This is a genomic window from Streptomyces sp. NPDC002306, assembly GCF_053593435.1.
In genome coordinates this window covers 1-23,176 of record NZ_JBSFCK010000042.1, presented here as the reverse complement: position 1 = coordinate 23,176, position 23,176 = coordinate 1, and the positions used below count along the sequence as shown (strand labels likewise).

The following is a 23,176-nucleotide window of genomic DNA, read 5'->3' as shown; positions in this document are numbered from 1 at the left end:
GTTTGTTTCGCTCCGGAATATTCCGTCTGGCGGAAGGAGCAAATGGGCGCGTCGGCGCTCAGGCGTATTACTCGTCGGTTCTCGTTCAGCTGTTCTTTCCGACCAGCGCGTAGGTCTGCGTGGCGATCTCCAGCTCCTCGTCGGTCGGCACCACGGCGACCGCCACCCGCGCGCCGACGGGCGATATCACCCGCGGTTCGTCGGAACGTACGGCGTTCAGACCGGCGTCGACCGCGAGGCCCAGCCCCTCCAGCCCCGCGATCGCGGCCTCGCGCACCGGCGCCGCGTTCTCGCCGACCCCGGCGGTGAAGGCGACGGCGTCCACCGTGCCGAGCACCGCGAAATACGCGCCGATGTACTTCTTCAGACGGTGAATGTAAATGTCGAAGGCCAGCCGGGCCTGTTCGTCGCCCTCGTCGATCCGCCGACGGATCTCGCGCATGTCGTTCTCACCGCACAGCCCGATCAGCCCGCTCTTCTTGTTGAGAAGAGTGTCGATCTCGTCCGTGGACATTCCGCCAACGCGCTTCAAATGGAAGATGACGGCCGGGTCCAGGTCTCCGGACCGGGTCCCCATCACGAGCCCCTCGAGCGGCGTCAGCCCCATGGAGGTGTCCACGCACTTCCCGCCCCGCACGGCGGAGGCGGACGCCCCGTTGCCGAGGTGCAGCACGATGACGTTGACGTCCTCGGGCGCCTTGCCCAGCAGCTTCGCCGTCGCCCGGGACACATACGCGTGCGAGGTCCCGTGGAACCCGTACCGCCGGATCCGGTACGCGTCGGCGGTCTGCACGTCGATCGCGTAGCGGGCGGCCGACTCCGGCATCGTGGTGTGGAAGGCGGTGTCGAAGACGGCGACCTGGGGCAGGTCCGGGCGCATCGCGCGGGCCGTGCGGATGCCGGTGAGGTTCGCCGGGTTGTGCAGCGGTGCCACCGGGATCAGCCGCTCGATCTCGGCGAGCACCTCGTCGTCGATCACGGTCGGCCGGGTGAAGGTCAGCCCGCCGTGCACCACCCGGTGCCCGATCGCGGCGAGCTCGGGCGAGTCGAGCCCCAGGCCGTCCCTGGCGAGTTCCTCCGCCACGGCCTTGAGCGCCGCGTCGTGGTCGGCGATCGGGGTGCTGCGCTCGCGCGCCTCGCCGCCGGTGAGCGGGGTGTGCTTCAGCCGTGCGGACCGCTCACCGATCCGCTCGACGAGGCCCACCGCTAGCCGGCTGCTGTCGCGCATGTCCAGCAGCTGGTACTTCAGCGACGAGGAGCCGGAGTTGAGGACGAGGACGCGGGTGGGGCTCACTGGGCGGACGCCTTCTCGTTCGGGGCCTGGGCCTGGATCGCCGTGATGGCGACGGTGTTGACGATGTCCTGGACGAGCGCGCCCCGGGACAGGTCGTTGACGGGCTTGCGCAGGCCCTGGAGGACGGGGCCGACGGCGATCGCGCCGGCCGAGCGCTGCACGGCCTTGTATGTGTTGTTGCCGGTGTTGAGGTCCGGGAAGATCAGCACGCTGGCCTGGCCGGCCACCTCGGACCCGGGCAGCTTGGTCGCGGCGACGCTCGGCTCCACGGCCGCGTCGTACTGGATCGGCCCCTCGATCCTGAGGTCGGGGCGCCGGGAGCGGACCAGCCCGGTCGCCTCCCGCACCTTGTCGACGTCCGCGCCCGAGCCGGACGTACCGGTCGAGTACGACAGCATCGCGATCCGCGGCAGCACACCGAACTGCTCGGCGGTGGCCGCGGCCTGGATGGCGATGTCGGCGAGCTGCTTCGCGTCCGGGTCGGGGTTCACGGCGCAGTCGCCGTAGACGAGGACCTTGTCGGCGAGGCACATGAAGAAGACGGACGAGACGATGTCGGCGTCCGGCTTGGTCTTGATGATCTCGAAGGCAGGCCGGATGGTCGCGGCCGTTGAGTGCACGGATCCCGAGACCATGCCGTCGGCGTGGCCCTCCTGCACCATCAGCGTCCCGAAGTAGTTCACGTCGCTGACCACGTCGTACGCCAGCTCGACGGTCACGCCCCGGTGGGCGCGCAGCTTGGCGTACCGCTCGGCGAAGGAGTCGCGCAGTTCGCTGGTGGCCGGGTCGATCAGCAGGCAGTCGCCCAGGTCGATGCCCAGGTCGGCGGCCTTCTTGCGGATCTGGTCGACCGGGCCGAGCAGGGTGAGGTCGCAGACGCCCCGGCGCAGCAGCACCTCGGCGGCGTGCAGCACACGCGGCTCGGTGCCCTCCGGCAGGACGACCCGCCGCTTGTCTGAACGGGCCTGTTCGAGGAGCTTGTGCTCGAACATCATCGGTGTGAGCCGGTCGCTGCTCGGCGCGGAGACGCGGTCCAGCAGATCGGCGGTGTCGACGTGCCGCTCGAACAGGCCGATCGCGGTCTCGGCCTTGCGCGGCGTGGCCGCGTTCAGCTTCCCCTCCAGGGAGAACAGCTCGGAGGCGGTCAGGAAGCTGTTTCCGGCCACCGAGAGCACCGGGGTGCCGGGGGCGAGGCGGGCGGCGAGGGTCAGGACCTCGTCGCTGGGCACCTCGTCGAGGGTGAGCAGCATGCCGGCTATCGGCGGGGTGCCGGCGCTGTGCGCGGCCAGCGCGCCGATGACGAGGTCCGCGCGGTCGCCCGGGGTGACGACCAGGCAGCCAGGGGTCAGCGCGTTGAGGAAGTGCGGCAGCATGGCGCCGCCGAAGACGAAGTCCAGGGCGTCCCGCGCCAGCCCCGAGTCGTCGCCGAGGAGCACCCGGGCGCCGAGGGCGTGGCCGATCTGGGCCACGGTGGGCGCGGAGAGCGCCGGCTCGTCGGGCAGGACGTAGCAGGGGACGGGCAGACGCGAGTCGAGGCGCTGGGCGATCTCGTCCCGGTCCTCCCGGGCGACCCGGTTGGTGACCATGGCGAGGACGTCGCAGCCGAGTCCGTCGTAGGCCCGGTAGGCGTTGCGGGTCTCCGCGAGCACGGACTCGGCCGGCTGCTTGCGGCCGCCCACGACGGGGATGACCGAGGCGCCGAACTCGTTGGCGAGCCGGGCGTTGAGGGACAGCTCGTCCGGGAGCTGGGTGTCGGCGAAGTCGGTCCCCAGCACGAGGACCACGTCGTAGTCGCGGGCGACCAGGTGGAACCGGTCCACGAGGGTCGACACCAGCTCGTCCGTCCCCCGCTCGGCCTGGAGGGCGGACGCCTCGTGGTAGTCCAGGCCGTAGACGGTCGCCGGGTTCTGGGAGAGCCGGTAGCGGGCGCGCAGTAGCTCGAACAGGCGATCGGGTCCGTCGTGGACGAGCGGACGGAACACGCCCACCCGGTCGACCTGCCGGGTCAGGAGCTCCATGACCCCCAGCTCGACGACCTGGCGGCCGTCGCCGCGGTCGATCCCGGTCACGTACACGCTGCGCGTCACGCGTGCTCTCCGTTTCGTAGGGTCGGCTGGCGCGGGGGCGTCCTCGTGGGGCCCGCCGCCGTCAGCTGCTCTTGTGCTCGTTGTGGCGCGAAAAATGGCCCGCTGTCGCGAGCTGGACCCCCTTGACAATACCCCTGCCGCTCTATAAGGCGCCCGTCAAGACCGGTGTCCCGGCAGGGGGGGGCGGACGGCGCTGATCGGGACGGATGGCGACGGACCATACGGAAGCGACATCGTCCTGAGGGACGTGAAACAATCGGACCGGCTCCCCGGTACCAACAGCGAGCAGGAGACACAGCACGATGCGCATCGGAGTTCTGACCGCAGGCGGCGACTGCCCTGGCCTGAACGCAGTGATCCGGTCGGTCGTGCACCGAGCGGTCACCCAGTACGACGACGAGGTCATCGGCTTCGAGGACGGCTTCCGCGGCCTGCTCGACGGCCACCACCGCACCCTCGACCTCGACGCGGTCGGCGGCATCCTCGCCCTCGGCGGCACCATCCTCGGCTCCTCCCGGCTGGAGCGCGACCGGCTGCGCGAGGCCTGCGACAAGGCCACCGACATCGCCCGCGATTTCGGCATCGACGCGCTCATCCCGATCGGCGGCGAGGGCACGCTGACGGCGGCGCGGATGCTGTCCGACGCCGGTCTGCCGGTGGTCGGCGTCCCGAAGACGATCGACAACGACATCTCCTCGACCGACCGGACGTTCGGGTTCGACACGGCCGTGGGTGTCGCCACGGAGGCGATGGACCGCCTCAAGACGACCGCCGAGTCGCACCAGCGCGTGATGGTCGTCGAGGTCATGGGCCGGCACGCGGGCTGGATCGCGCTGGAGTCCGGCATGGCGGCGGGCGCGCACGGCATCTGCCTGCCCGAGCGGCCCTTCGACCCCGTCGACCTGGTCAAGATGGTCGAGGAGCGCTTCGCCCGCGGCAAGAAGTTCGCGGTGATCTGCGTGGCCGAGGGCGCCCACCCGGTCGAGGGCAGCATGGACTACGGCAAGGGAGCGATCGACCAGTTCGGCCACGAGCGCTTCCAGGGCATCGGCACGGCCCTCGCGTACGAACTGGAACGGCGCCTCGGCAAGGAGGCCAAGCCGGTCATCCTCGGCCACGTCCAGCGCGGCGGCACGCCGACCGCGTACGACAGGGTGCTCGCGACCCGGTTCGGCTGGCACGCGGTCGAGGCCGCGCACCAGGGCGAGTTCGGCAAGATGACGGCGCTGCGCGGGACGCACGTCGAGATGGTCCCGCTGGCGGAGGCGGTCACCGAGCTGAAGAGGGTCCCCAAGGACCGCATGGACGAGGCCGAGTCGGTCTTCTAGGCAGGGCCGTCCCGGGCGGTGGCGCCGTGCCCGCCGCCGCCCGGGCGCTCAGCCCTTGACCGCCCCGCCCAGCGCGAACCCCCCGCCGAGGCGCCGGGCGATCAGCACGTACAGCAGGATCACCGGTGTCGAGTAGACCACCGAGAAGGCCGCCAGCTGGCCGTACGCCACCATGCCGCGGTTTCCGAAGAACTCGTTGATGCTCACCGACGCCGGCATCTGGTCCGGGGTCAGCAGCAGCATGAACGGCACGAAGAAGTTGCCCCACATCATCACGAACGAGAAGACCGTCACGACGGCGACCCCGGGGCCCATCAGGGGCAGCACGATGCGGGCCAGGGACTGGAAGGACGACGCCCCGTCCGTCCAGGCCGCCTCCTCCAGTTCCTTGGGGACGCCGTCCATGAAGTTCTTCATCAGCCAGATGGCGAAGGGGAGCTGGGAGGCGGCGAAGAACAGGATCGTGCCCTGGAGCGTGTCGATCAGGTTGACCTGCACGAACAGGGCGTAGACCGGCACCATGATCGCCGTGATGGGCAGGCTCGTCGCGAACAGGATCGACAGCAGGAACGGCCGGTTGAAGCGGGAGCGGAAGCGGGAGAGCGGGTAGGCCGCGAGCGCCGCGCACGCCACCGTCAGCGCGGTCGCGCCGCCGCACAGGATCAGGCTGTTCAGCAGCGGCGTGAAGGTGATGTCCGGGGTGAGGATGTCGTCGAAGTTGCCCAGGGTGAGGCCGTCGGGAGCCTTCACCCTGAGGTCGGCGTGCGGGTCCAGGGAGGACAGGACCACCCAGACGAGGGGGAGCGCGAAGGCCAGGGCCACGACGAGGAGGCCCAGGTCGGCGGCGAGTCGCCGGGTCGAGCGTCGGGAGACCGGGGACATGTGCGGGTCAGACCTCCGTCCGCAGCAGACGCATGTAGACGACCGAGAAGAGGGAGGCCACCACGAGCAGCAGGAGCGCCACCGCCGTGCCGTAGCCGATCATGCTGTTCTGGAAGGCCTGTTCGTACATGAACAGCGGCAGGGTCTGGCTCCGGTCTCCCGGACCGCCCCTCGTCATCACCCAGATCAGTCCGAAGACGGACAGTGTCTGCAGCGTGTTCAGCATGAGGTTGGTGCCGATGGAGCGGCGGATCATCGGGAGGGTGATGTGCCACATCCGGCGCCACCCGCCCGCGCCGTCCACCTGCGCCGCCTCCGTGATCTCCTTCGGGATCTCGTTGAGGGCCGCCGAGTAGACCAGCATCGAGAACGCCGTGCCCCGCCAGACGTTCGCGAACGAGACGGCCAGGATGGGGAGGGTGAACAGCCAGTTCTGGGACGGGAGATGGAGCCAGTCCAGGATGGCGTTCAGGGTGCCCTCACGGCGGAAGAAGGCGTAGAGGAGGAAGCCCGCCACGACCTCCGGGAGCACCCACGCGGTGATGACCACGGCGCCCGTCAGCGTGCGCACCGGCTTGGAGGCGCGCTGCATCAGGGCGGCCAGGCCCAGGCCCAGGGTGTTCTGGCCGATCAGCGACGACACGACCGTGAAGACGAGGGTCAGCCATACGGCGTTCAGGAAGTCCTCGTCCTGGAACGCCGTACGGAAGTTGTCGAAGCCGACGAACGACGAGTGGGCCTGGCCGGTGAGCTGGAGGTCGGTGAAGGCGATGTAGGCGCAGTACGCGATCGGGCCCGCCAGGAAGAGGACGAGCAGGACCAGGGCCGGGGTGAGGGGGAGGGCGCGGGTGAGCGAGCGCGCGGTCACTTCTCGACCACTTGGCCGTCGGTGACCTCCTTGAGTGTCTCGTCGTAGCCGCTCGCCGCCTTGTCGACGGACAGGTCACCCGTCGTCACACCCTCCATGGCCTCCTGGACGGCGGTGGAGACCTTCGGGTACGCGGGATACGCCGGCCGGTAGTGGGTGCTGGCCACGAGGTCGGTGAAGAACTTGATGCCGGGCTGGGCCTCCACGTACGCGGGGTCTGCGGCGACGTCCTTGCGGACCGCGATACCGGAGTTGGCGATGTACCACTTCTGGGCGTTGGCCTTCGTCTGCATCGTCTTGACGAAGTCGAACGCGAGGTCGGGGTTGCCCGCCTTGGACGGGATCGACCAGGTCCAGCCGCCGGACATGCTCACCTTGCCCGGGGCCTGGCCGTGCTGGGTGGGCATGGCGGCGAGGCCGAGGCTCTGCGACCACTCGGGCCACTCGTGACCGCTGCCGGGCAGCCAGTCCTGCGGCAGCCAGGAGCCGTCGAGGTCGATGCCGAGCTTGCCCTGCGGGAAGAGTTCACCGCGCACCCGGGTACCGAAGTTGGGGTCGAGGGCGTCGGAGACGTCCGGGCCGAGCTTCTCCTTGTAGACCGTCTCGACGAACGTGAGGGCGTCCTTGAAGCCCTGGGTGCCGGCGATCCACTTCTTGGCCGCCTTGTCGTACATCGGGTCGGACGTGCCGTCGTTGGTCCCGTAGAGCAGCATCTCGAAGCCCTGCATGGTGGCGGCCTCGCCGGCGGGCTTGCCGGTGTACACGTTGAGGGGGGTGACGCCGGGGACCTTCTCCTTGATGGTGCGGGCGGCGGCCAGGACGTCGTCCCAGGTCTTCGGCTGCCAGTCGGCGGGCAGACCGGCCTTCCGGAAGACGCCCTTGTCGAACCAGAGCCCCCGGGTGTCCGTGCCGTCCGGGACGCCGTACGTCTTGCCGTCCTGGCCCTGGGCGGCCGCCTTCGCCGTGTCGATGAACTGGTCCCAGTCCTGCCACTTGGCGAGGTACGGGTCGAGGGGCTTCAAGTACCCGCTGGTGATGTCCGAGTTGATGAGGAAGGTGTCCTCGTAGACCAGGTCGGGGGCGGTCTTGGCGGAGCGGAGCATCTGCTGGAGCTTGGTGTAGTACTCCGAGTCCGGGGCCTTGATGGGGACGAGCTCGACCTTCTTGCCCGGATGCGCCTTCTCGAACTCCTTCTTGACGCCCGCGAGGTAGTCGTCCATGACGTGGATCGAGTTGTCGGTGGACTGCTTGAAGGAGATCTTCACGGTGTCCGGATCGCTGCCGGAACCGGAGCCGCAGGCGGAGAGCGCGGCGAGCGTGATCAGGGTCGCTAGCAGGGCGGTTGGACGGGTACGGGCGGTAGGACGCACGGACATGACCTCCTGCGGACTCACTTCGTCGTGGCCGGGATGGCTGCCGTGCGAAGGTAAGAGGAATGGTCTAGTCAGGTCAATGCGTGTGCGTGATATTGAATGTCGGCAGGTGGTCGCGACGCCCGCTCCTACTCGCCGCGAGACGCCCGGTCCTCCCGTGTCGTCCTGCCGACGACGGGCCCGAAGAAGGTGCCTTCGCTGAAGTCGATGTGGTCCCCGTGGTAGACGGGTCCCCCCGTGAACGCGCCGCCCGCACCGCCGTCGGAGCCGCCGCGGGCGTCGTCCCGCGTGCCGGGCGAGCCCGCGCGCGGCCGGTGCTTGCGCAGGGCCGCCATCGCCACGGACGCGGCCTGCGCCGCCGCCCGCTGCTGTGAGCCCCCTTGGTCGGCCGCGCTCTTGCGCGCGTCGGCGAGATCGCTGATCCCGCGGATCACCAGCGCGTCCAACTGCCCGTCGAGGTGGGCCGCGTGGGCCGCCCCCGACCCCTCCATCTCGATCGCCGCGGCGTCGTTGTAGTGCTCGCGCAGATGCCGTGCGATCTCGGACCGGGAGTCCGCGAGCACCACGTCACCGGCCGCGATCGGCTTGAAGTGCGCCCGAACGTCCGGCATGTCCCGTACCGCGGAACGGGCCGCCTGGACCAGGGCGTGCGAGGCCGGCCAGGCCTCGGGGCGGACCAGGAAGCCCCTGGAGGTCTGCTTGCCGCCGTGGATGCCGTACACCTTGGTGCCCACCACGATGTCCCCGATCCCGATGTCGGACTTGAGGCTGCCCGCGATCCCGACGAAGAACACCGCCTGCGGGCGCAGCCAGGACGCGATCCGCGTGGTGAGCGCGGCCGTGGCCACGGCTCCCTCGCCCAGTTCGGCGATCGCCACCGCCCAGGGGGTGCCGTCGAGCCGGCCGACCTCGACCCGCGTCCCCTCCGGGTGGACGCGTTCCACGCGGTCCGTGAGGTGGGCGCGCACGGCCGTGTACTCGAGTGCGAGCGCGGTCAGGACCACAACGGTGGGGTTCGTCTCCGGCATCCCCTTAAGGTACTGCCAAGTGGTCGACCCGGACGCGGTGTTGATACCGGAGGGGGACAGGGAGTGACGGAGCGGGACGTCACCGTCGGGCAGTTGCTGCTCGCCGAGTACGAGAGCGTCAAGGACGAGCAGAAGGCGCGGATCGGGTTCCGGGACAATCTGCTGTACGTGACCCTCGCCGTGGTCGCCGCCGTCGTCGCCGCGGCGGCGCAGGCCAGGCAGGCGTCGATGCTGCTGAGCCTGCCGCCGGTGTGCGTGGTGCTCGGGTGGACCTATCTCGTCAACGACGAGAAGATCTCGGCGATCGGGGCGTACGTGCGCGGCGAGCTCGCACCGCGGCTGGCCGCCCTCGCGGGCGAGGGCGGGACGCACGCCTTCGGGTGGGAGACCTTTCACCGCGCGGACGCCCGGCGCAGGTCACGCAAGGTCGTGCAATGCGCCGTCGACCTGCTCGCCTTCTGCGTCGTCCCGCTGAGCGCGCTGGTCGTCTACTGGGCCGCCGGACACCTCGGACGCGGCCTGCTGACCCTCTCGGTGATCGAGGCCCTCGCCGTCGTGGGGCTGGGGGCGTACATCGTGGTGTACGCGCTGCCGCTCCGGGCGGGGGCGGCGACGCGTGCGGGTGCGGGAGCGGGGACCGCTGTGGGAACGGGGGCCGGAGCCGGGCCGGATGCCGTGTGAGTGACCACGCCTGACGCGCTCCGCCGCTGCTACCTTCCCCGCTCCGCCCCCCGGACCCAGCGGTAGACCAGCTCGGGCCGTCCCACCTGCCCGTACAGCGGCTTGCGTGCGGCGCGTCCCGCCTCCACCAGATGTTCCAGGTAGCGCCGGGCCGTGATCCGGGAGATGCCCACCTCCTCCGCGACCCCCGCCGCGGTGAGCCCCGCCGAGGCCTCCCGCAGCGCTTCCGTCACCCGCTCCAGCGTCGGCGCGCTCAGGCCCTTCGGCAGGGCGGCCGGCCCCGGCGCCCGCAGCGTGGCCAGCGCCCGGTCCACCTCGTCCTGTCCGCTCGCCTCGCCCGCCGCGCCCCGGAACTCCGCGTACCGCACCAGCCGGTCCCGCAGGGTCGCGAAGGTGAACGGCTTCAGCACGTACTGCACGACGCCGAGCGACACGCCCTCCCGTACGACCGTCAGATCCCGCGCCGACGTCACCGCGATGACGTCCGCGTGGTACCCGGCCGCCCGCAGCGACCGGGCCAGTTGCAGGCCGTGCACGTCCGGCAGGTGCAGGTCGAGGAGCAGCAGGTCGACGGGCGTGCGGTCCAGCAGCCGCCGTGCCTCCGCGCCCGTGTGGGCCTTGCCCACGGCCACGAACCCCGGCACCCGCCCCACGTACAGCACATGCGCGTCCGCCGCGACGGGGTCGTCCTCCACGACGAGGACCCGGATGGGCTGTCCGGCCGTCATGCGTCGCCTCCCGGCACGGCGTCCCGCGCGACGGGTTCCCGGGCCACGGTCTCCTGCGCCGCGGCGCCCGTGCGCAGCGGCAGCCGCACCACGAACTCCGCCCCGCCCCCTTCGGCCTCCGCCACCGACAGCACCCCCTCGTGCCAGGTCACCGCCTGCCGCACGAGGGCCAGGCCCAGACCCCGGCCGCCCGGTCCGGCCGGCTTCGTGGAAAACCCGCGCTGGAAGACCAGTTCGGCGTGGGCCGGGTCCACGCCCGCCCCCGTGTCCGAGACACGCAGGACCAGGTCCGCCGCCTTCGTGTACGCCGTCACCGTCACCCGGGCCCGCCCGCTGCCCTGCGCCGCGTCCACGGCGTTGTCGATCAGGTTCCCGAGGATGGTCACCAGGTCCCGCGCGGGCAGGGACCGCGGCAGCAGTCCGTCGTCGAGGCCGCTCTCGCGCGACACCACCAGTTCCACGCCCCGCTCGTTCGCCTGGGCCGTCTTGCCCAGCAGCAGCGCCGCCAGCACCGGTTCGCTCACCGCCGCCACGACCTGGTCGGTGAGCGCCTGGGCCAGCTCCAGTTCGGCCGTCGCGAACTCCACGGCCTCCTGCGCGCGGCCCAGTTCGATCAGGGACACGACCGTGTGGAGCCGGTTCGCCGCCTCGTGCGCCTGTGAGCGCAGCGCCTGCGTGAAGCCCCGCTCGGAGTCCAGTTCGCCCGTCAGGGACTGGAGTTCGGTGACGTCCCGCAAGGTGACCACCGTGCCCCGGTGCTCGCCGCCCGACACCGGCGAGGTGTTCACCACCAGCACCCGCCGCGCGGTCAGGTGCACCTCGTCCACCCTCGGCTCCGAGGCCAGCAGCGCCCCGGTCAGCGGAACCGGCAGACCCAGCTCCGCCACCGACCGGCCGACCACCTCGCCGGACACCCCGAGCAGTTCCCGCCCGCCGTCGTTGATCAGCGCCACCCGGTAGCGGCCGTCGAGCATCAGCAGGCCCTCGCGCACGGCGTGCAGGGCGGCCTGGTGGTAGTCGTGCATCCGGCTGAGCTCGGCCGCGTTCATGCCGTGGGTGTGGCGGCGGAGGTGGGCGTTGATGACGTACGTGCCGATCGCGCCGAGCGCGAGCGCGCCCGCCGCGACCCCGATCAGGGCCGTGACCTGGTCCTGTACCCGCGCGCTGATCGCCTCGACCCTGATGCCGGCGCTGACCAGGCCGATGATCCGCCGGTCGTCGTCCAGGATGGGGGTGACCGCGCGGACCGAGGCGCCGAGGGTGCCGGTGTAGGTCTCGGTGAAGGTCTGGCCCTTCAGGGCGCGGGCGGTGTTGCCCCGGAAGCGCCGGCCGATCTCGTCCTCGGCGGGGTGGGTCCAGCGGATGCCCCGCGGATCCATGATCGTGACGAAGTCGACGCCGGTGTCACGCATGACCCGCAGCGCGTACGGCTGGAGCAGCGCCGTCGGGTCGGCGGTCCGCACGGCCGCGCGCACCGAGGGGGCGTCGGCGACCGACCGCGCCACCGCCGTGGCCTGACGTCCCGCCGCCTCCTGGGCCTGGTTGCGGTCGCTGACGTAGGTGAACAGCGCGTACCCGGCGACGACGACCGCGATCAGCACGGCCTGCATCGCGAAGAGCTGGCCGGCCAGGCTGCGGGGCCTCGGGAAGCGGAGGGGCATGTCGTCAGTGTGCCCTCCGCGTTAAGCGTGAACTAAATGAACGGAAGGGTGACCGCCCTCACACAGGGGTGGATAGTCACGGCATCCCCCCATCCCCCGGGAGCGCCGCTCCCGACACTTCCCGGACGTGAGCCGCACTCCGGGAAAGCCGACAAAGACGTCAAGGAGGGCAGCCGTGGCCGCCAGCACCCCGAATCCGGCACCTGCCGCGCCCGCAGCGAAGCGGGACCGCACGCACTACCTCTACCTCGCGGTGATCGCCGCGGTGGCCCTCGGCATCGTCGTGGGCCTGGTGGCCCCCGACTTCGCGGTCGAGCTCAAGCCGCTGGGCACGGGCTTCGTGAACCTGATCAAGATGATGATCTCGCCGATCATCTTCTGCACGATCGTGCTGGGCATCGGTTCGGTGCGCAAGGCCGCGAAGGTGGGCGCCGTCGGCGGTATAGCGCTCGGCTACTTCCTGGCGATGTCCCTGGTCGCGCTGGCCATCGGGCTGGTCGTCGGCAACGTCCTGCACCCCGGTGACGGACTGCACCTCACGGACGCGCTCAAGGCGACGGGACACGACCAGGTGTCCGACGAGGCGCTGCCGCCCGTCGAGTTCGTCCTGTCGATCATTCCGACCACGTTCCTGTCGGCCTTCACCGAGGGCCAGGTCCTCCAGACGCTCCTGGTGGCCCTGCTCGCCGGTTTCGCGCTCCAGGCGATGGGCCCGGTCGGACAGCCGGTGCTGCGCGGTGTCGAGCACATCCAGCGGCTCGTCTTCCGTATCCTCGCCATGGTGATGTGGGCGGCCCCGATCGGTGCCTTCGGCGCCATCGCCGCGGTGACCGGTTCGGCGGGCCTGGACGCCCTCAAGAGCCTCGCCGTGCTGATGCTCGGGTTCTACGTGACCTGTTTCCTGTTCGTCTTCGTCGTGCTGGGTGTGCTGCTGCGGGTCGTCGCCGGCCTGAACGTCTTCGTGCTGTGCAAGTACCTGGCCCGTGAGTTCCTGCTGATCCTGTCCACCTCCTCCTCCGAGTCCGCGCTGCCGCGGCTCATCGCGAAGATGGAGCACCTGGGCGTCAGCAAGTCGGTGGTCGGCATCACCGTCCCGACCGGCTACTCCTTCAACCTCGACGGCACGATGATCTACATGACCATGGCGTCGCTGTACATCGCCGACGCCCTGGGCACGCCGATGTCGATCGGTGAGCAGATCCCGCTGCTGCTGTTCCTGCTCCTCGCCTCCAAGGGCGCGGCGGGCGTCAGCGGCGCCGGTCTGGCCACGCTCGCCGGTGGTCTCCAGTCGCACAAGCCCGCGCTGGTGGACGGGATCGGCCTGATCGTCGGCATCGACCGCTTCATGAGCGAGGCCCGCGCCCTGACGAACTTCGCGGGCAACGCCGTCGCCACCGTGCTGGTCGGCACCTGGACGAAGGAGATCGACACGGCCCGCGTGCAGCGGGTGCTCGCCGGTGAGCTGCCCTTCGACGAGCGGACGCTGCTGGACGACGGCGACGCGGGGGCCGGCTCCGACCTGCCCGAGCCGCGCGAGGGCGGCGAGAAGGAACTGGCCAAGGCGTAGTCGCGGCCGATCCTTACCTTCTTCTTAATCGCCTCCATTAGCGTGCCGCGCCGGTCGAACGGCGCGGCACGCACATGGAGGCACGGGGGATGAAGATCGACTGGGACCGGCGGACCTGCGCACGGCACGGGCATGTGACATACGCGCCGGACGAAGCGGGCCTGCGGCAGCGGCTGCGCGCCGAGACGGCCGTCGGCGAGGTGTGGCGCTGTCTGCGCTGCGGCGATTTCGCCCTGGGCGAGCCGCACGGCACGGGCCCCGCCGACGAGGCCCCGCTCGTCCCGCGCGGCAAGGTGCTGCGCGACCTGTTCATCCTGCGCTTCCTCGCGATCGAACGGGCCGTGCGCGGGGTGTTCATCGTGCTGGTCGCGGCGGCCGTCTGGAAGTTCAGCAACAGCCAGGACGCGGTGCGCCGGCTCTTCGACGAGTACCTGGACGTCTTGCGCCCGGTCTTCCGGCACTTCCACTACGACCTCGACCACTCACCCGTGGTCGGCACCATCCAGAAGACGTTCGGCTACGAGCACTCGACGCTGGTGCTGGTGGCCGGCCTGCTGCTGGTCTACGCGCTGATCGAGCTCGTCGAGGCGGTCGGCCTCTGGTACGCCAAGCGCTGGGCGGAGTACCTGACCGTGGTCGCCACGGCCGCGTTCCTCCCGCTGGAGATCTACGAACTCACCGAGCACATCAGCTGGCTGAAGATCGCCACCCTGGTCCTCAACATCCTCGCCGTGCTCTACATCGCCCTCACCAAGCGGCTGTTCGGGCTGCGGGGCGGGCGCCGGGCCTTCGAGGAGGAGCGGCGCAGCGCGTCGCTCCTGGAGGTGGAGGAGTCCGCGGGCGTGCCGGTCTAGTGCCTGTTGCGGCACTAGCACCGCGCGCTTGCCTTGACGCCGACGTCAAGGCGTACGTTCGTCCGCATGCGCATCGGCGAACTGGCCGCACGGGCCGACACCACCACGCGGACGCTGCGGTACTACGAGTCGCGGGGGCTGCTGCCCGCGCGACGGGACGAGCATGGGCACCGGTCCTACGACGAGCGGGACCTGAGGCTGCTGCGGCAGATCAGGACTCTGCGGGACGTCGGGTTCGACCTGGAGGAGACCCGGCCCTTCGTGGAGTGTCTGCGGGCCGGCCACCCCGAGGGCGACTCGTGCCCGGCGTCCCTCGCGGTCTACCGGCGCAAGCTGGACGAGCTCGACGCGCTGATCGGCGAGCTGCGGGCGGTGCGGGCCCTGGTCGGCGGCCAGCTGGCGAAGGCCGAGTCGGCGCGGACCGCGCTGGCCGCCGAGGCGCTGGTTCCGGGCGGTCCGGAACCCCGGTGCGAACTGGGAGGGCGGGAAGGGTGATCGAACCATGACCGAGACGGACGGCGTGACCGAGGTGACGGACGAGGACTTCGAGGCGCGGGTGATCGGCTCGGACCTGCCGGTGCTGGTGCAGTTCACGGCCGACTGGTGCGGGCCGTGCCGGCAGCTCGGGCCGGTGCTGAAGGACATCGCCTTCGAGGAGGGGGACCGGATCAGGGTCGTCCGGCTGGACGTGGACCGCAACCCGCGGACCACCATCGCCTACGGCGTGCTGGCGACGCCCACGCTCATGGTGTTCCGCGCCGGTGAGCCGGTGAGGTCGATGGTGGGCGCCCGGCCCAGGCGGCGGCTGCTGGAGGAGCTGTCCGACGTGCTCGACGCGGGCTGACCGCAGGCGACGCGGGACGGCCGCGGCGGGCGGGCTCCGCACGCGGTAAGCAAAGAAATCCCCCGAGCAATTGCGCTCGGGGGATTTCTTTGCGTATATTCGTTAATTCGCGACTTCCAGAGGAACGGTCGCGAAGAAGTCCACTGGGCACAGTGTATCCGCGCGGGAGCAGAATTGTCAAACACCGATTTTCCAGACAGTGAATTGCGTAGTGAGCAGGAATTCGTCGACGCCCTGTACGCGCGCGTGGACGCCCTGCGCGGAGACACCGAGGCGGGCGTCACGGACGCGCTCGCGCAGGGCAACACGCCCATGCAGGCCCGGCTGGAGCGGGACATCCTGGTCGCCGAGCGCTCCGGGCTGCTCGCCGCGCTCGACGCCGTCGACGGCTCGCTCTGCTTCGGCCGTATCGACCTCACCTCGGGCGGGAGCCACCACATCGGCCGCATCGGCCTGCGCACCGACGACGCCGAACGCACACCGATGCTGATCGACTGGCGCGCGGACGTCGCCCGCCCGTTCTACCTGGCCACCGGCCACACCCCGATGGGCCTGCGCCGGCGCCGGCACCTCACCACCAGCGGCCGTACGGTGACCGCCCTGCACGACGAGATCCTCGACCTCGGCGACGCCACCCGCACCGGCCACGAGGACCCGACCGGGGACGCCGTGCTGCTCGCCGCGCTCAACTCCGCGCGCACCGGCCGGATGAACGACATCGTGCAGACCATCCAGGCCGAGCAGGACGAGATCATCCGGGCGCCGCACCGCGGGGTGCTGGTCGTCGAGGGCGGCCCCGGCACCGGGAAGACGGCGGTGGCCCTGCACCGGGCCGCCTATCTCCTCTACGAGCACCGGGAACTGCTCGCCAAGCGGGCCGTCCTGATCGTCGGGCCCAACCCCGCCTTCCTCGGCTACATCGGGGAGGTGCTGCCCTCGCTCGGCGAGACGGGCGTCCTGCTGGCGACGGTCGGCGAGCTGTTCCCCGGGGTGCGGGCGACCGCGACCGACACCCGCGAGGCGGCCGCCGTCAAGGGCCGCGCCGACATGGCGGACGTCCTGGCCGACGTCGTACGCGACTGGCAGGCGCTGCCCGACCCGGTGATCGCGATCGAGCACGACCGCGAGGTCCTGATGCTCGACGACGGCCTGGTGCGGATGGCCCGGGAGCGCACCCGCTCGGCCGGACTGCCGCACAACGTGGCGCGTGAGCACTTCGAGGGCCACATCCTCAACACGCTCACCGACATGGTCGCCGAGCGCATCGGCACGGACCCGTTCGACGGCACCAACCTGCTCGACCCGAGCGACATCACCCAGATCCGCGACGACCTCGCCGAGAACCCCGAGGTCTGGGCCGCCATCGACCAGTTGTGGCCGCGGCTGACACCGCAGCGTCTGGTCGCGGACTTCCTCGCCGACCCGGTGGGCTACGTCTCCGACGAGGACGCGGCCGCCGTCCGCCGCCCGGTGACCCGGGCGTGGACCGTCGCGGACGTGCCGCTGCTGGACGAGGCGGCCGAACTGCTGGGCGTGGACGAGCGGGTGGCGCGGGCTGCCGCGGAGCGCGAGCGGGAGACCCAGGTCGCCTACGCGCAGGGCGTGCTCGACGTCTCCTACGCCTCGCGCACCTACGAGTTCGAGGACATTGACGCGGAGGACTCCGAGGTCCTGTCCGCGCACGACATCATCGACGCCGAGCGGTTCGCCGAGCGGCACGAGGAGGACGACCACCGCAGCGCCGCCGAGCGGGCCGCGGGCGACCGGACCTGGGCGTTCGGGCACATCATCGTCGACGAGGCGCAGGAGCTGTCGCCGATGGCGTGGCGGCTGCTCATGCGGCGCAGCCCCACCCGCTCGATGACCCTGGTCGGCGACCCGGCGCAGACCGCGGAGGCGGCGGGCGTCGGCTCCTGGGCGAAGATCCTCGCGCCGTACGTCGAGGACCGCTGGACGCACACCCGCCTCGGCGTCAACTACCGCACGCCCGCCGAGATCATGGAGCTCGCGGCGGCCGTGGTGCGCGCCGAGCAGCCCGGCTTCGAGCCGCCGAGTTCGGTGCGTTCGACGGGCGTACGGCCGTGGGTGCGCGCGACCGACGACCTGCCCGGCGCGGTCGCCGACGCGGTCGGGGAGCTGACCCCGGCCGAGGGGCGGCTCGCCGTCATCGCCCCGCGCCACCTGCACCGCAAGCTCGCCGCACGGCTGGACGGGGTGACGGCGGGCGCGGAGCCGGACCTGACCCGCGGTGTCGTCCTGCTCGACCCGCGGCAGTCGAAGGGGCTCGAATTCGACTCCGTACTGGTGGTGGAGCCGGCGCTGTACGGCACCAGCGATCTGTACGTGGCGCTGACCCGGGCCACCCAGCGGCTGGGGGTGCTGCACACCGGCCGGCTGCCCAAGGCACTGGTCGACCCGGCGGCTTGAGGCGTGGTCGGCACGGTGCGTGTGCGGTGGGCGGATCCCACCGCACACGACCGCGCCGACCGGCGGTCACCGCGCGGCGGCGCTCAGGCCGGCCGCAGCCACACCGTGGACAGGGGCGGCAGGGTCAGCCGGATGCTGGCCGGGCGGCCGTGCCAGGGCTGGGGCTCCGGCTTGACCGGGTCGGGGTTGGTGACATCGCTGCCGCCGTACCTCGCCGCGTCGGTGTTGAGGGTCTCGTGCCAGGCGGGGACGTCGTCGGGGACACCGAGGCGGTAGTCGTGGCGGACCACCGGGGAGAAGTGGGACACCGCGAGCAGGGGGCAGCCCTCGGCGTCGTAGCGCACGAACGCGACGACGTTGTCCTCGGACGCGTCGCCGACGATCCACTGGAAGCCGGCCGGTTCGGTGTCGCGCTGCCAGAGCGCGGGCGTGTGGCGGTAGACGGTGTTGAGGTCGCGGACCAGGTCGCGCACGCCGCGGTGGTCGGCCTCCGCCCCGTACGCCGGGTCGAGCAGCCACCAGTCCGGGCCGTGCGCCTCCGACCACTCCGCGCCCTGGGCGAACTCCTGCCCCATGAAGAGGAGCTGCTTGCCGGGGTGGGCCCACATGAAGCCGAGGTAGGCCCGGTGGTCCGCGCGCTGCTGCCACCAGTCGCCCGGCATCTTCGACACGAGTGAGCGCTTGCCGTGCACGACCTCGTCGTGCGAGATGGGCAGGACGTAGTTCTCGCTGTACGCGTACACCATCGAGAAGGTCATCTCGTTGTGGTGGTACTTGCGGTGCACCGGCTCGTGGCTCATGTACTCCAGCGAGTCGTGCATCCAGCCCATGTTCCACTTCAGCCCGAAGCCCAGCCCGCCGAAGCCGCTCGGACCCTTGTGGTGGGTGGCGCGGGTGACGCCGTCCCAGGCGGTCGACTCCTCCGCGATCGTCACGACCCCGGGCGCCCGCCGGTAGACGGTGGCGTTCATCTCCTGGAGGAACGCCACCGCGTCCAGGTTCTCCCGGCCGCCGTGCTCGTTGGGCACCCACTGGCCCGGCTCGCGCGAGTAGTCGAGGTAGAGCATCGAGGCGACCGCGTCCACCCGCAGCCCGTCGATGTGGAACTCCTCGCACCAGAAAACGGCGTTGGCGACCAGGAAGTTGCGCACCTCACGGCGGCCGAAGTCGAACTCCAGCGTGCCCCAGTCGGGGTGCGCGGAGCGCAGCGGGTTCTCGTGCTCGTACAGCGGACGGCCGTCGAACTCGGCCAGGGCCCAGTCGTCACGCGGGAAGTGGGCCGGGACCCAGTCCATCAGGACGCCGATCCCGGCCCGGTGCAGGGCGTCGACCAGGTACTTGAAGTCGTCCGGGGTGCCCATCCGGGCGGTGGGCGCGTAGAAGCCGGTGACCTGGTAGCCCCAGGAGCCGCCGAACGGATGCTCGGCGACCGGCATCAGCTCGACATGGGTGAAGCCGAGGTCCCTGACGTACGCGGGCAGCTGGTCCGCCAGCTGGCGGTAGGTCAACCCGGGCCGCCAGGAGGCCAGATGGACCTCGTAGACGGAGAGCGGCGCCTCGTGCGCCGGGGTCGTCCCGCGTCGCTCCATCCACCCCGCGTCGTCCCACTCGTAGTGCGAGGCGTGCACGATCGAGGCGGTCTCGGGCGGGACCTGGGTGCGCCGGGCCAGCGGGTCGGCCCGCACGGTCCGCGAGCCGTCGGGGCGGGTGATCTCGAACTTGTACAGCTCGCCCTCGCCGATGCCCGGCACGAACAGCTCCCAGACGCCGGACGAGCCCAGCGACCGCATCGGGTACCCCGCGCCGTCCCAGAAGTTGAAGGAGCCCGTCACCCGCACCCCGCGCGCGTTCGGCGCCCACACGGCGAAGCGGGTTCCGGCCACGCCCTGGTGGGTCATCGGCTCGGCGCCGAGCACCGTCCACAGCTGCTCGTGCCGGCCCTCGCCGATCAGGTGCAGGTCCAGGTCGCCGAGCGTGGGCAGGAAACGGTAGGCGTCCTCGGTGTCCTGGACCGTCCCCTCGTAGGCCACCAGCAGGCGGTACGGCGGGACGTCGGTCAGCGGGAGCAGGCCCGAGAAGAACCCGTCGCCGTCGTCGTGCAGTTCGGCGCGCAGGTTCCCGGCGGCGATGGTCACGGACCTCGCGTACGGCCGGAAAGCGCGGAAGGCCACACCGCCGGGCACCGGGTGGGCGCCCAGCACGGAGTGCGGGGCGTGGTGGGTGCCGCGCAGAAGACGCTCACGGTCGCCCGCGTCCACGGCGGGGGAGATGGCCAGGGGTATGGGAGGGGCGGCCGCGGGGACGGCCTGCCCGGGGATCTTGTCGACGACCTCCGCGGCCGTGGCTTTCGCCGTCACGGCCTTCGCCGTCACCGCTTTCTCGGCGACCGCCTTCCGGGCCACGGCCTTCTTGGCGACGGTCTTCCTGGTGGCCGGCTTCTCGGCCGCCGCGTTCTTCACGACCGCCTTCTTCGCCGCCGCCTTCTTGGTCACCGCCTTCTTCGCGACCGCTTTCTCGGTGGCCGCCTTCTTCGCGACCGTCTTCTCGGTGGCCGCCTTCTTCGCCGCCGCCTTCTTCGCTGTCGTCTCCTCGGCCGTCTTCTTCGGATGCGAACCGTTGGGCGGGGGGCTGGGGGTCACGGACGGAGCCTCCTGGGCGGGGGGTGAGGTCAGGACAGGTCGGGCGCGGCCAGACGGCGCACCGCGGACAGCGGGACCGGGAGCCAGTCGGGGCGCTGCCGGGCTTCGTACAGGACCTCGTAGACGGCCTTGTCCGTCTCGTAGGCCCGCAGCAGCACGGGGTCGGTGCGCGGGTCGCGGGCGCCGGCCTCCGCGTACCCGGTGCAGTAGGCGGCCCGGCAGGCGTCCGCCCAGCCCGGCACCGACGGGCTCACGGAGCGCTCGGCGTAGTCGAAGGAGCGCAGCATCCCCGCCACGTCCCGCACCGTGGGCTGCGGCATCCGCCGCTCGGCCAGCGGCTTGGCCGGCTCGCCCTCGAAGTCGATCAGGGACCAGGCGCCGGACGGCGACCGCAGACACTGCCCGAGGTGCAGATCGCCGTGGACGCGCTGGGCGGTCCAGGTCTGCCCCTCGGCCGCCAGGTCGGCCAGCGCCTCGAAGGCGGTGCGCAGCCCGGGCGCGTACGGGCGCAGCGCGGGCACCGCCTGCGCGGTCGCGGCGAGCCGCTCGATCATGCCGTCGGCCATCGGACGCAGCTGGGCGTGGCCCAGGGTCACCGTGGGCAGCGCCCGGGCCAGCGCGGTGTGCACCTCGGCCGTGGCGCGTCCCAGGGCCCGCGCCTCGGCGACGAAGTCCTCCCCCTTGGCCAGCTCGCGCAGCGCCAGTTCCCAGCCGTCCGACGCGCCCTGCACGAACGGCTGGAGCACACCCAGGACGTACGACTCGCCGGACAGCTCGGCCCGCATCCAGGCCGTGGGCGCCGGAACCCGGGCGCAGCCCTCGCGGGCCAGGGCCAGCGGCAGTTCGAGGTCCGGGTTGGTGCCGGGCACGACCCGGCGCAACAGCTTGAGGATGAACGTATCTCCGTAGACCACCGACGAGTTGGACTGCTCGGCGGTCATCACCCGCGGGACCAGACCGGTCCGTATCTCCTGGCTCCGGTCCCGTTCGAAACGCAGCCCGCCGACGCGGGCCTGGGAGCGCAGGGCCTCCAGGAGCACATCGGCGGGCCGTGGGTCGTACAGGGCCTCGTACACCGTCCGTCCGGCGAGCGGCCCCTGGGTCACGTGTCCGATCAGCGCGGGTGCCAGCCGGGGCGGCAGCGCCTCGCGCGCGCCTATGAGGAGCTGGTAGCAGTCGCCGGGCTGGGCGGGGGCGCCCGGCGCGGGCGGCTGGTGGGCGCGCACCAGCAGGTGGTAGAGGCCCAGCGAGCCGTGCGCCGGAAGCAGCTCGGTGGCCGCGACCGGCGAGAACCCGGTGACCGGGCGTCCCTTGCCCGCGAACCAGCGCTGCCGCGGCAGCCACTGCCGCAGCAGTGGGTCCAGGGACGCGAGAAGGCCAGGTCCTGTGGCTGCGGTGCGCGTGACGGCTTCCGACATGGGTCGCGTCCTTTCCCCGGGGGGTCGGGGTGTTACTGATGCGTGCCCCGGGCGGGACGGTGGAAACCGCCCCGCCCGGGGCTTCTAGGCGGCGTCCTTGCGGAGCCGGAACCAGTAGAAGCCGTGCCCTGTCAGGGTCAGCAGGTACGGCAGTTCACCGATGGCCGGGAAGCGCACCCCGCCGAACAGCTCGACCGGGTGCCTCCCGTGGAACGCCCGCAGGTCCAGCTCGGTCGGCTGGGCGAAACGGGAGAAGTTGTGCACGCACAGCACCAGGTCGTCCCCCTGGTCCTCGGTCGCGGGGGCCTCGCGCAGGAAGGCGAGCACGGCCGGGTTGGAGGACTGCAGCTCGGTATAGGACCCCAGTCCGAAGGCAGGATTCTGCTTACGGATCTCGATCATGCGGCGGGTCCAGTGCAGCAGGGACGACGGCGAGGACATGGACGCCTCGACGTTGGTCACCTGGTAGCCGTAGACCGGGTCCATGATCGTGGGCAGGTACAGCCGCCCGGGATCACTGGAGGAGAAGCCCGCGTTGCGGTCGGGGGTCCACTGCATCGGGGTGCGGACCGCGTCGCGGTCGCCGAGCCAGATGTTGTCGCCCATGCCGATCTCGTCGCCGTAGTAGAGGATCGGCGAGCCGGGCAGGGAGAGCAGCAGGGCGGTGAAGAGTTCGATCTGGTTGCGGTCGTTGTCCAGGAGCGTGGCGAGGCGGCGGCGGATGCCGATGTTGGCGCGCATCCGCGGGTCCTTCGCGTACTCCGCGTACATGTAGTCGCGTTCTTCGTCGGTGACCATCTCGAGGGTGAGCTCGTCGTGGTTGCGCAGGAAGATGCCCCACTGGCAGCCGGACGGGATCGCCGGGGTCTTCGCCAGGATCTCCGACACCGGATAGCGGGACTCCCTGCGCACCGCCATGAAGATCCGCGGCATCACGGGGAAGTGGAACGCCATGTGGCACTCGTCGCCGCCGGCGGCGTAGTCGCCGAAGTAGTCGACCACGTCCTCGGGCCACTGGTTCGCCTCGGCCAGGATCACCGTGTCCGGATAACTGGCGTCGATCTCCTTGCGCACCCGCCTCAGGAACTCGTGCGTCGCGGGGAGGTTCTCGCAGTTGGTGCCCTCCTTGGCGTACAGGTAGGGCACCGCGTCGAGGCGGAAGCCGTCGATGCCGAGGTCCAGCCAGAACCGCAGCGCCGAGATGATCTCCTCCTGCACCGCCGGGTTCTCGTAGTTGAGATCGGGCTGGTGGGAGAAGAAGCGGTGGAAGAAGTACTGCTTGCGGACCGGGTCGAAGGTCCAGTTCGACACCTCGGTGTCGACGAAGATGATGCGGGCGTCCTGGTACTGCTTGTCGTCGTCGGCCCACATGTAGTAGTCGCCGTAGGGGCCGTCGGGGTCCTTCCTGGACTCCTGGAACCACGGGTGCTGGTCGCTGGTGTGGTTCATGACGAAGTCGATGATCACGCGCATGCCGCGCTGGTGGGCGGCGTCGAC

General features: G+C 71.1%; 18 protein-coding genes. 7 read left to right on the top strand and 11 right to left on the bottom strand.

Annotated features, from left to right (window positions below; all coding sequences use genetic code 11):
• Nucleotides 1-85: 85 nt before the first annotated feature.
• Nucleotides 86-1,294, bottom strand: coding sequence for an acetate kinase (locus ACWCQK_RS36480; RefSeq protein WP_451162613.1), 1,209 nt, complete (start codon nt 1,292-1,294; stop codon nt 86-88).
• A complete protein-coding gene (pta, locus tag ACWCQK_RS36475) occupies nt 1,291-3,381 on the bottom strand; it encodes a phosphate acetyltransferase (RefSeq protein ID WP_451162611.1) in 2,091 nt (696 codons plus the stop codon). The genes ACWCQK_RS36480 and pta overlap by 4 nt, the downstream gene beginning before the upstream one ends.
• Before the next feature lie 302 nt (nt 3,382-3,683).
• Between pta and ACWCQK_RS36470 the strand changes: the two genes are divergently transcribed.
• Nucleotides 3,684-4,709, top strand: coding sequence for an ATP-dependent 6-phosphofructokinase (locus tag ACWCQK_RS36470; RefSeq protein ID WP_451162609.1), 1,026 nt, complete (start codon nt 3,684-3,686; stop codon nt 4,707-4,709).
• A 48-nt stretch (nt 4,710-4,757) separates the two neighbouring features.
• Here ACWCQK_RS36470 and ACWCQK_RS36465 read toward each other — a convergent pair whose 3' ends face one another.
• The 4 genes from ACWCQK_RS36465 to ACWCQK_RS36450 form a co-directional block, all read right to left on the bottom strand.
• Nucleotides 4,758-5,591, bottom strand: a complete 834-nt coding sequence (locus ACWCQK_RS36465) for a carbohydrate ABC transporter permease (protein ID WP_451162607.1) — start codon at nt 5,589-5,591, stop codon at nt 4,758-4,760.
• Between the two features lie 7 nt (nt 5,592-5,598).
• A complete protein-coding gene (locus ACWCQK_RS36460) occupies nt 5,599-6,459 on the bottom strand; it encodes a carbohydrate ABC transporter permease (protein WP_451162605.1) in 861 nt (286 codons plus the stop codon).
• Nucleotides 6,456-7,835 (bottom strand): extracellular solute-binding protein, encoded by a 1,380-nt coding sequence (locus ACWCQK_RS36455; protein WP_451162603.1) that lies wholly within the window; start codon nt 7,833-7,835, stop codon nt 6,456-6,458. The genes ACWCQK_RS36460 and ACWCQK_RS36455 overlap by 4 nt, the downstream gene beginning before the upstream one ends.
• 125 nt (nt 7,836-7,960) lie before the next feature.
• The gene (locus tag ACWCQK_RS36450) at nt 7,961-8,860 is read right to left on the bottom strand and encodes a 5'-methylthioadenosine/S-adenosylhomocysteine nucleosidase family protein (protein ID WP_451162601.1); all 900 of its coding nucleotides are present in this window, start codon (nt 8,858-8,860) and stop codon (nt 7,961-7,963) included.
• Between the two features lie 63 nt (nt 8,861-8,923).
• Here ACWCQK_RS36450 and ACWCQK_RS36445 point away from each other — a divergent pair, with 63 nt between their 5' ends.
• Nucleotides 8,924-9,541: a hypothetical protein gene (locus ACWCQK_RS36445; RefSeq protein ID WP_451162599.1), complete on the top strand. Its 618-nt coding sequence runs from the start codon at nt 8,924-8,926 to the stop codon at nt 9,539-9,541.
• A gap of 29 nt (nt 9,542-9,570) precedes the next feature.
• On the opposite strand, the gene ACWCQK_RS36440 is transcribed toward ACWCQK_RS36445, so the two are convergent.
• Complete coding sequence (locus tag ACWCQK_RS36440) at nt 9,571-10,269, bottom strand: response regulator (RefSeq protein ID WP_451162597.1); 699 nt, start codon at nt 10,267-10,269, stop codon at nt 9,571-9,573.
• Nucleotides 10,266-11,930, bottom strand: coding sequence for a sensor histidine kinase (locus tag ACWCQK_RS36435; RefSeq protein WP_451162595.1), 1,665 nt, complete (start codon nt 11,928-11,930; stop codon nt 10,266-10,268). The genes ACWCQK_RS36440 and ACWCQK_RS36435 overlap by 4 nt, the downstream gene beginning before the upstream one ends.
• 175 nt (nt 11,931-12,105) lie before the next feature.
• Here ACWCQK_RS36435 and ACWCQK_RS36430 point away from each other — a divergent pair, with 175 nt between their 5' ends.
• The 5 genes from ACWCQK_RS36430 (at nt 12,106) to ACWCQK_RS36410 (ending at nt 17,622) form a co-directional block, all read left to right on the top strand.
• Nucleotides 12,106-13,497 carry a cation:dicarboxylate symporter family transporter gene (locus ACWCQK_RS36430; protein WP_451162593.1) on the top strand — a complete coding sequence of 464 codons (1,392 nt, stop codon included), beginning with the start codon at nt 12,106-12,108 and terminating at the stop codon, nt 13,495-13,497.
• Nucleotides 13,498-13,586: 89 nt separating this feature from the next.
• Entirely contained in the window at nt 13,587-14,351 is a 765-nt protein-coding gene (locus tag ACWCQK_RS36425) for a DUF2127 domain-containing protein (protein ID WP_451162591.1), read from the top strand.
• Nucleotides 14,352-14,417: 66 nt separating this feature from the next.
• Nucleotides 14,418-14,846 carry a MerR family transcriptional regulator gene (locus tag ACWCQK_RS36420; protein WP_451162589.1) on the top strand — a complete coding sequence of 143 codons (429 nt, stop codon included), beginning with the start codon at nt 14,418-14,420 and terminating at the stop codon, nt 14,844-14,846.
• A 7-nt stretch (nt 14,847-14,853) separates the two neighbouring features.
• The gene (locus tag ACWCQK_RS36415) at nt 14,854-15,195 is read left to right on the top strand and encodes a thioredoxin family protein (RefSeq protein ID WP_451162587.1); all 342 of its coding nucleotides are present in this window, start codon (nt 14,854-14,856) and stop codon (nt 15,193-15,195) included.
• A 204-nt stretch (nt 15,196-15,399) separates the two neighbouring features.
• The gene (locus ACWCQK_RS36410) at nt 15,400-17,622 is read left to right on the top strand and encodes a HelD family protein (RefSeq protein WP_451162585.1); all 2,223 of its coding nucleotides are present in this window, start codon (nt 15,400-15,402) and stop codon (nt 17,620-17,622) included.
• 83 nt (nt 17,623-17,705) lie between these two features.
• Here the strand turns inward: ACWCQK_RS36410 and glgB are convergent, their stop codons facing one another.
• From glgB to treS, 3 genes are all read right to left on the bottom strand, one after another.
• The gene (gene glgB / locus ACWCQK_RS36405) at nt 17,706-20,261 is read right to left on the bottom strand and encodes a 1,4-alpha-glucan branching enzyme (RefSeq protein ID WP_451162583.1); all 2,556 of its coding nucleotides are present in this window, start codon (nt 20,259-20,261) and stop codon (nt 17,706-17,708) included.
• Nucleotides 20,262-20,290: 29 nt separating this feature from the next.
• The gene (locus tag ACWCQK_RS36400) at nt 20,291-21,679 is read right to left on the bottom strand and encodes a maltokinase N-terminal cap-like domain-containing protein (RefSeq protein ID WP_451162581.1); all 1,389 of its coding nucleotides are present in this window, start codon (nt 21,677-21,679) and stop codon (nt 20,291-20,293) included.
• 84 nt (nt 21,680-21,763) lie between these two features.
• Nucleotides 21,764-23,176 (bottom strand): maltose alpha-D-glucosyltransferase (treS, locus tag ACWCQK_RS36395; RefSeq protein ID WP_451162579.1); only part of this gene is annotated, 1,413 nt, incomplete at its 5' end.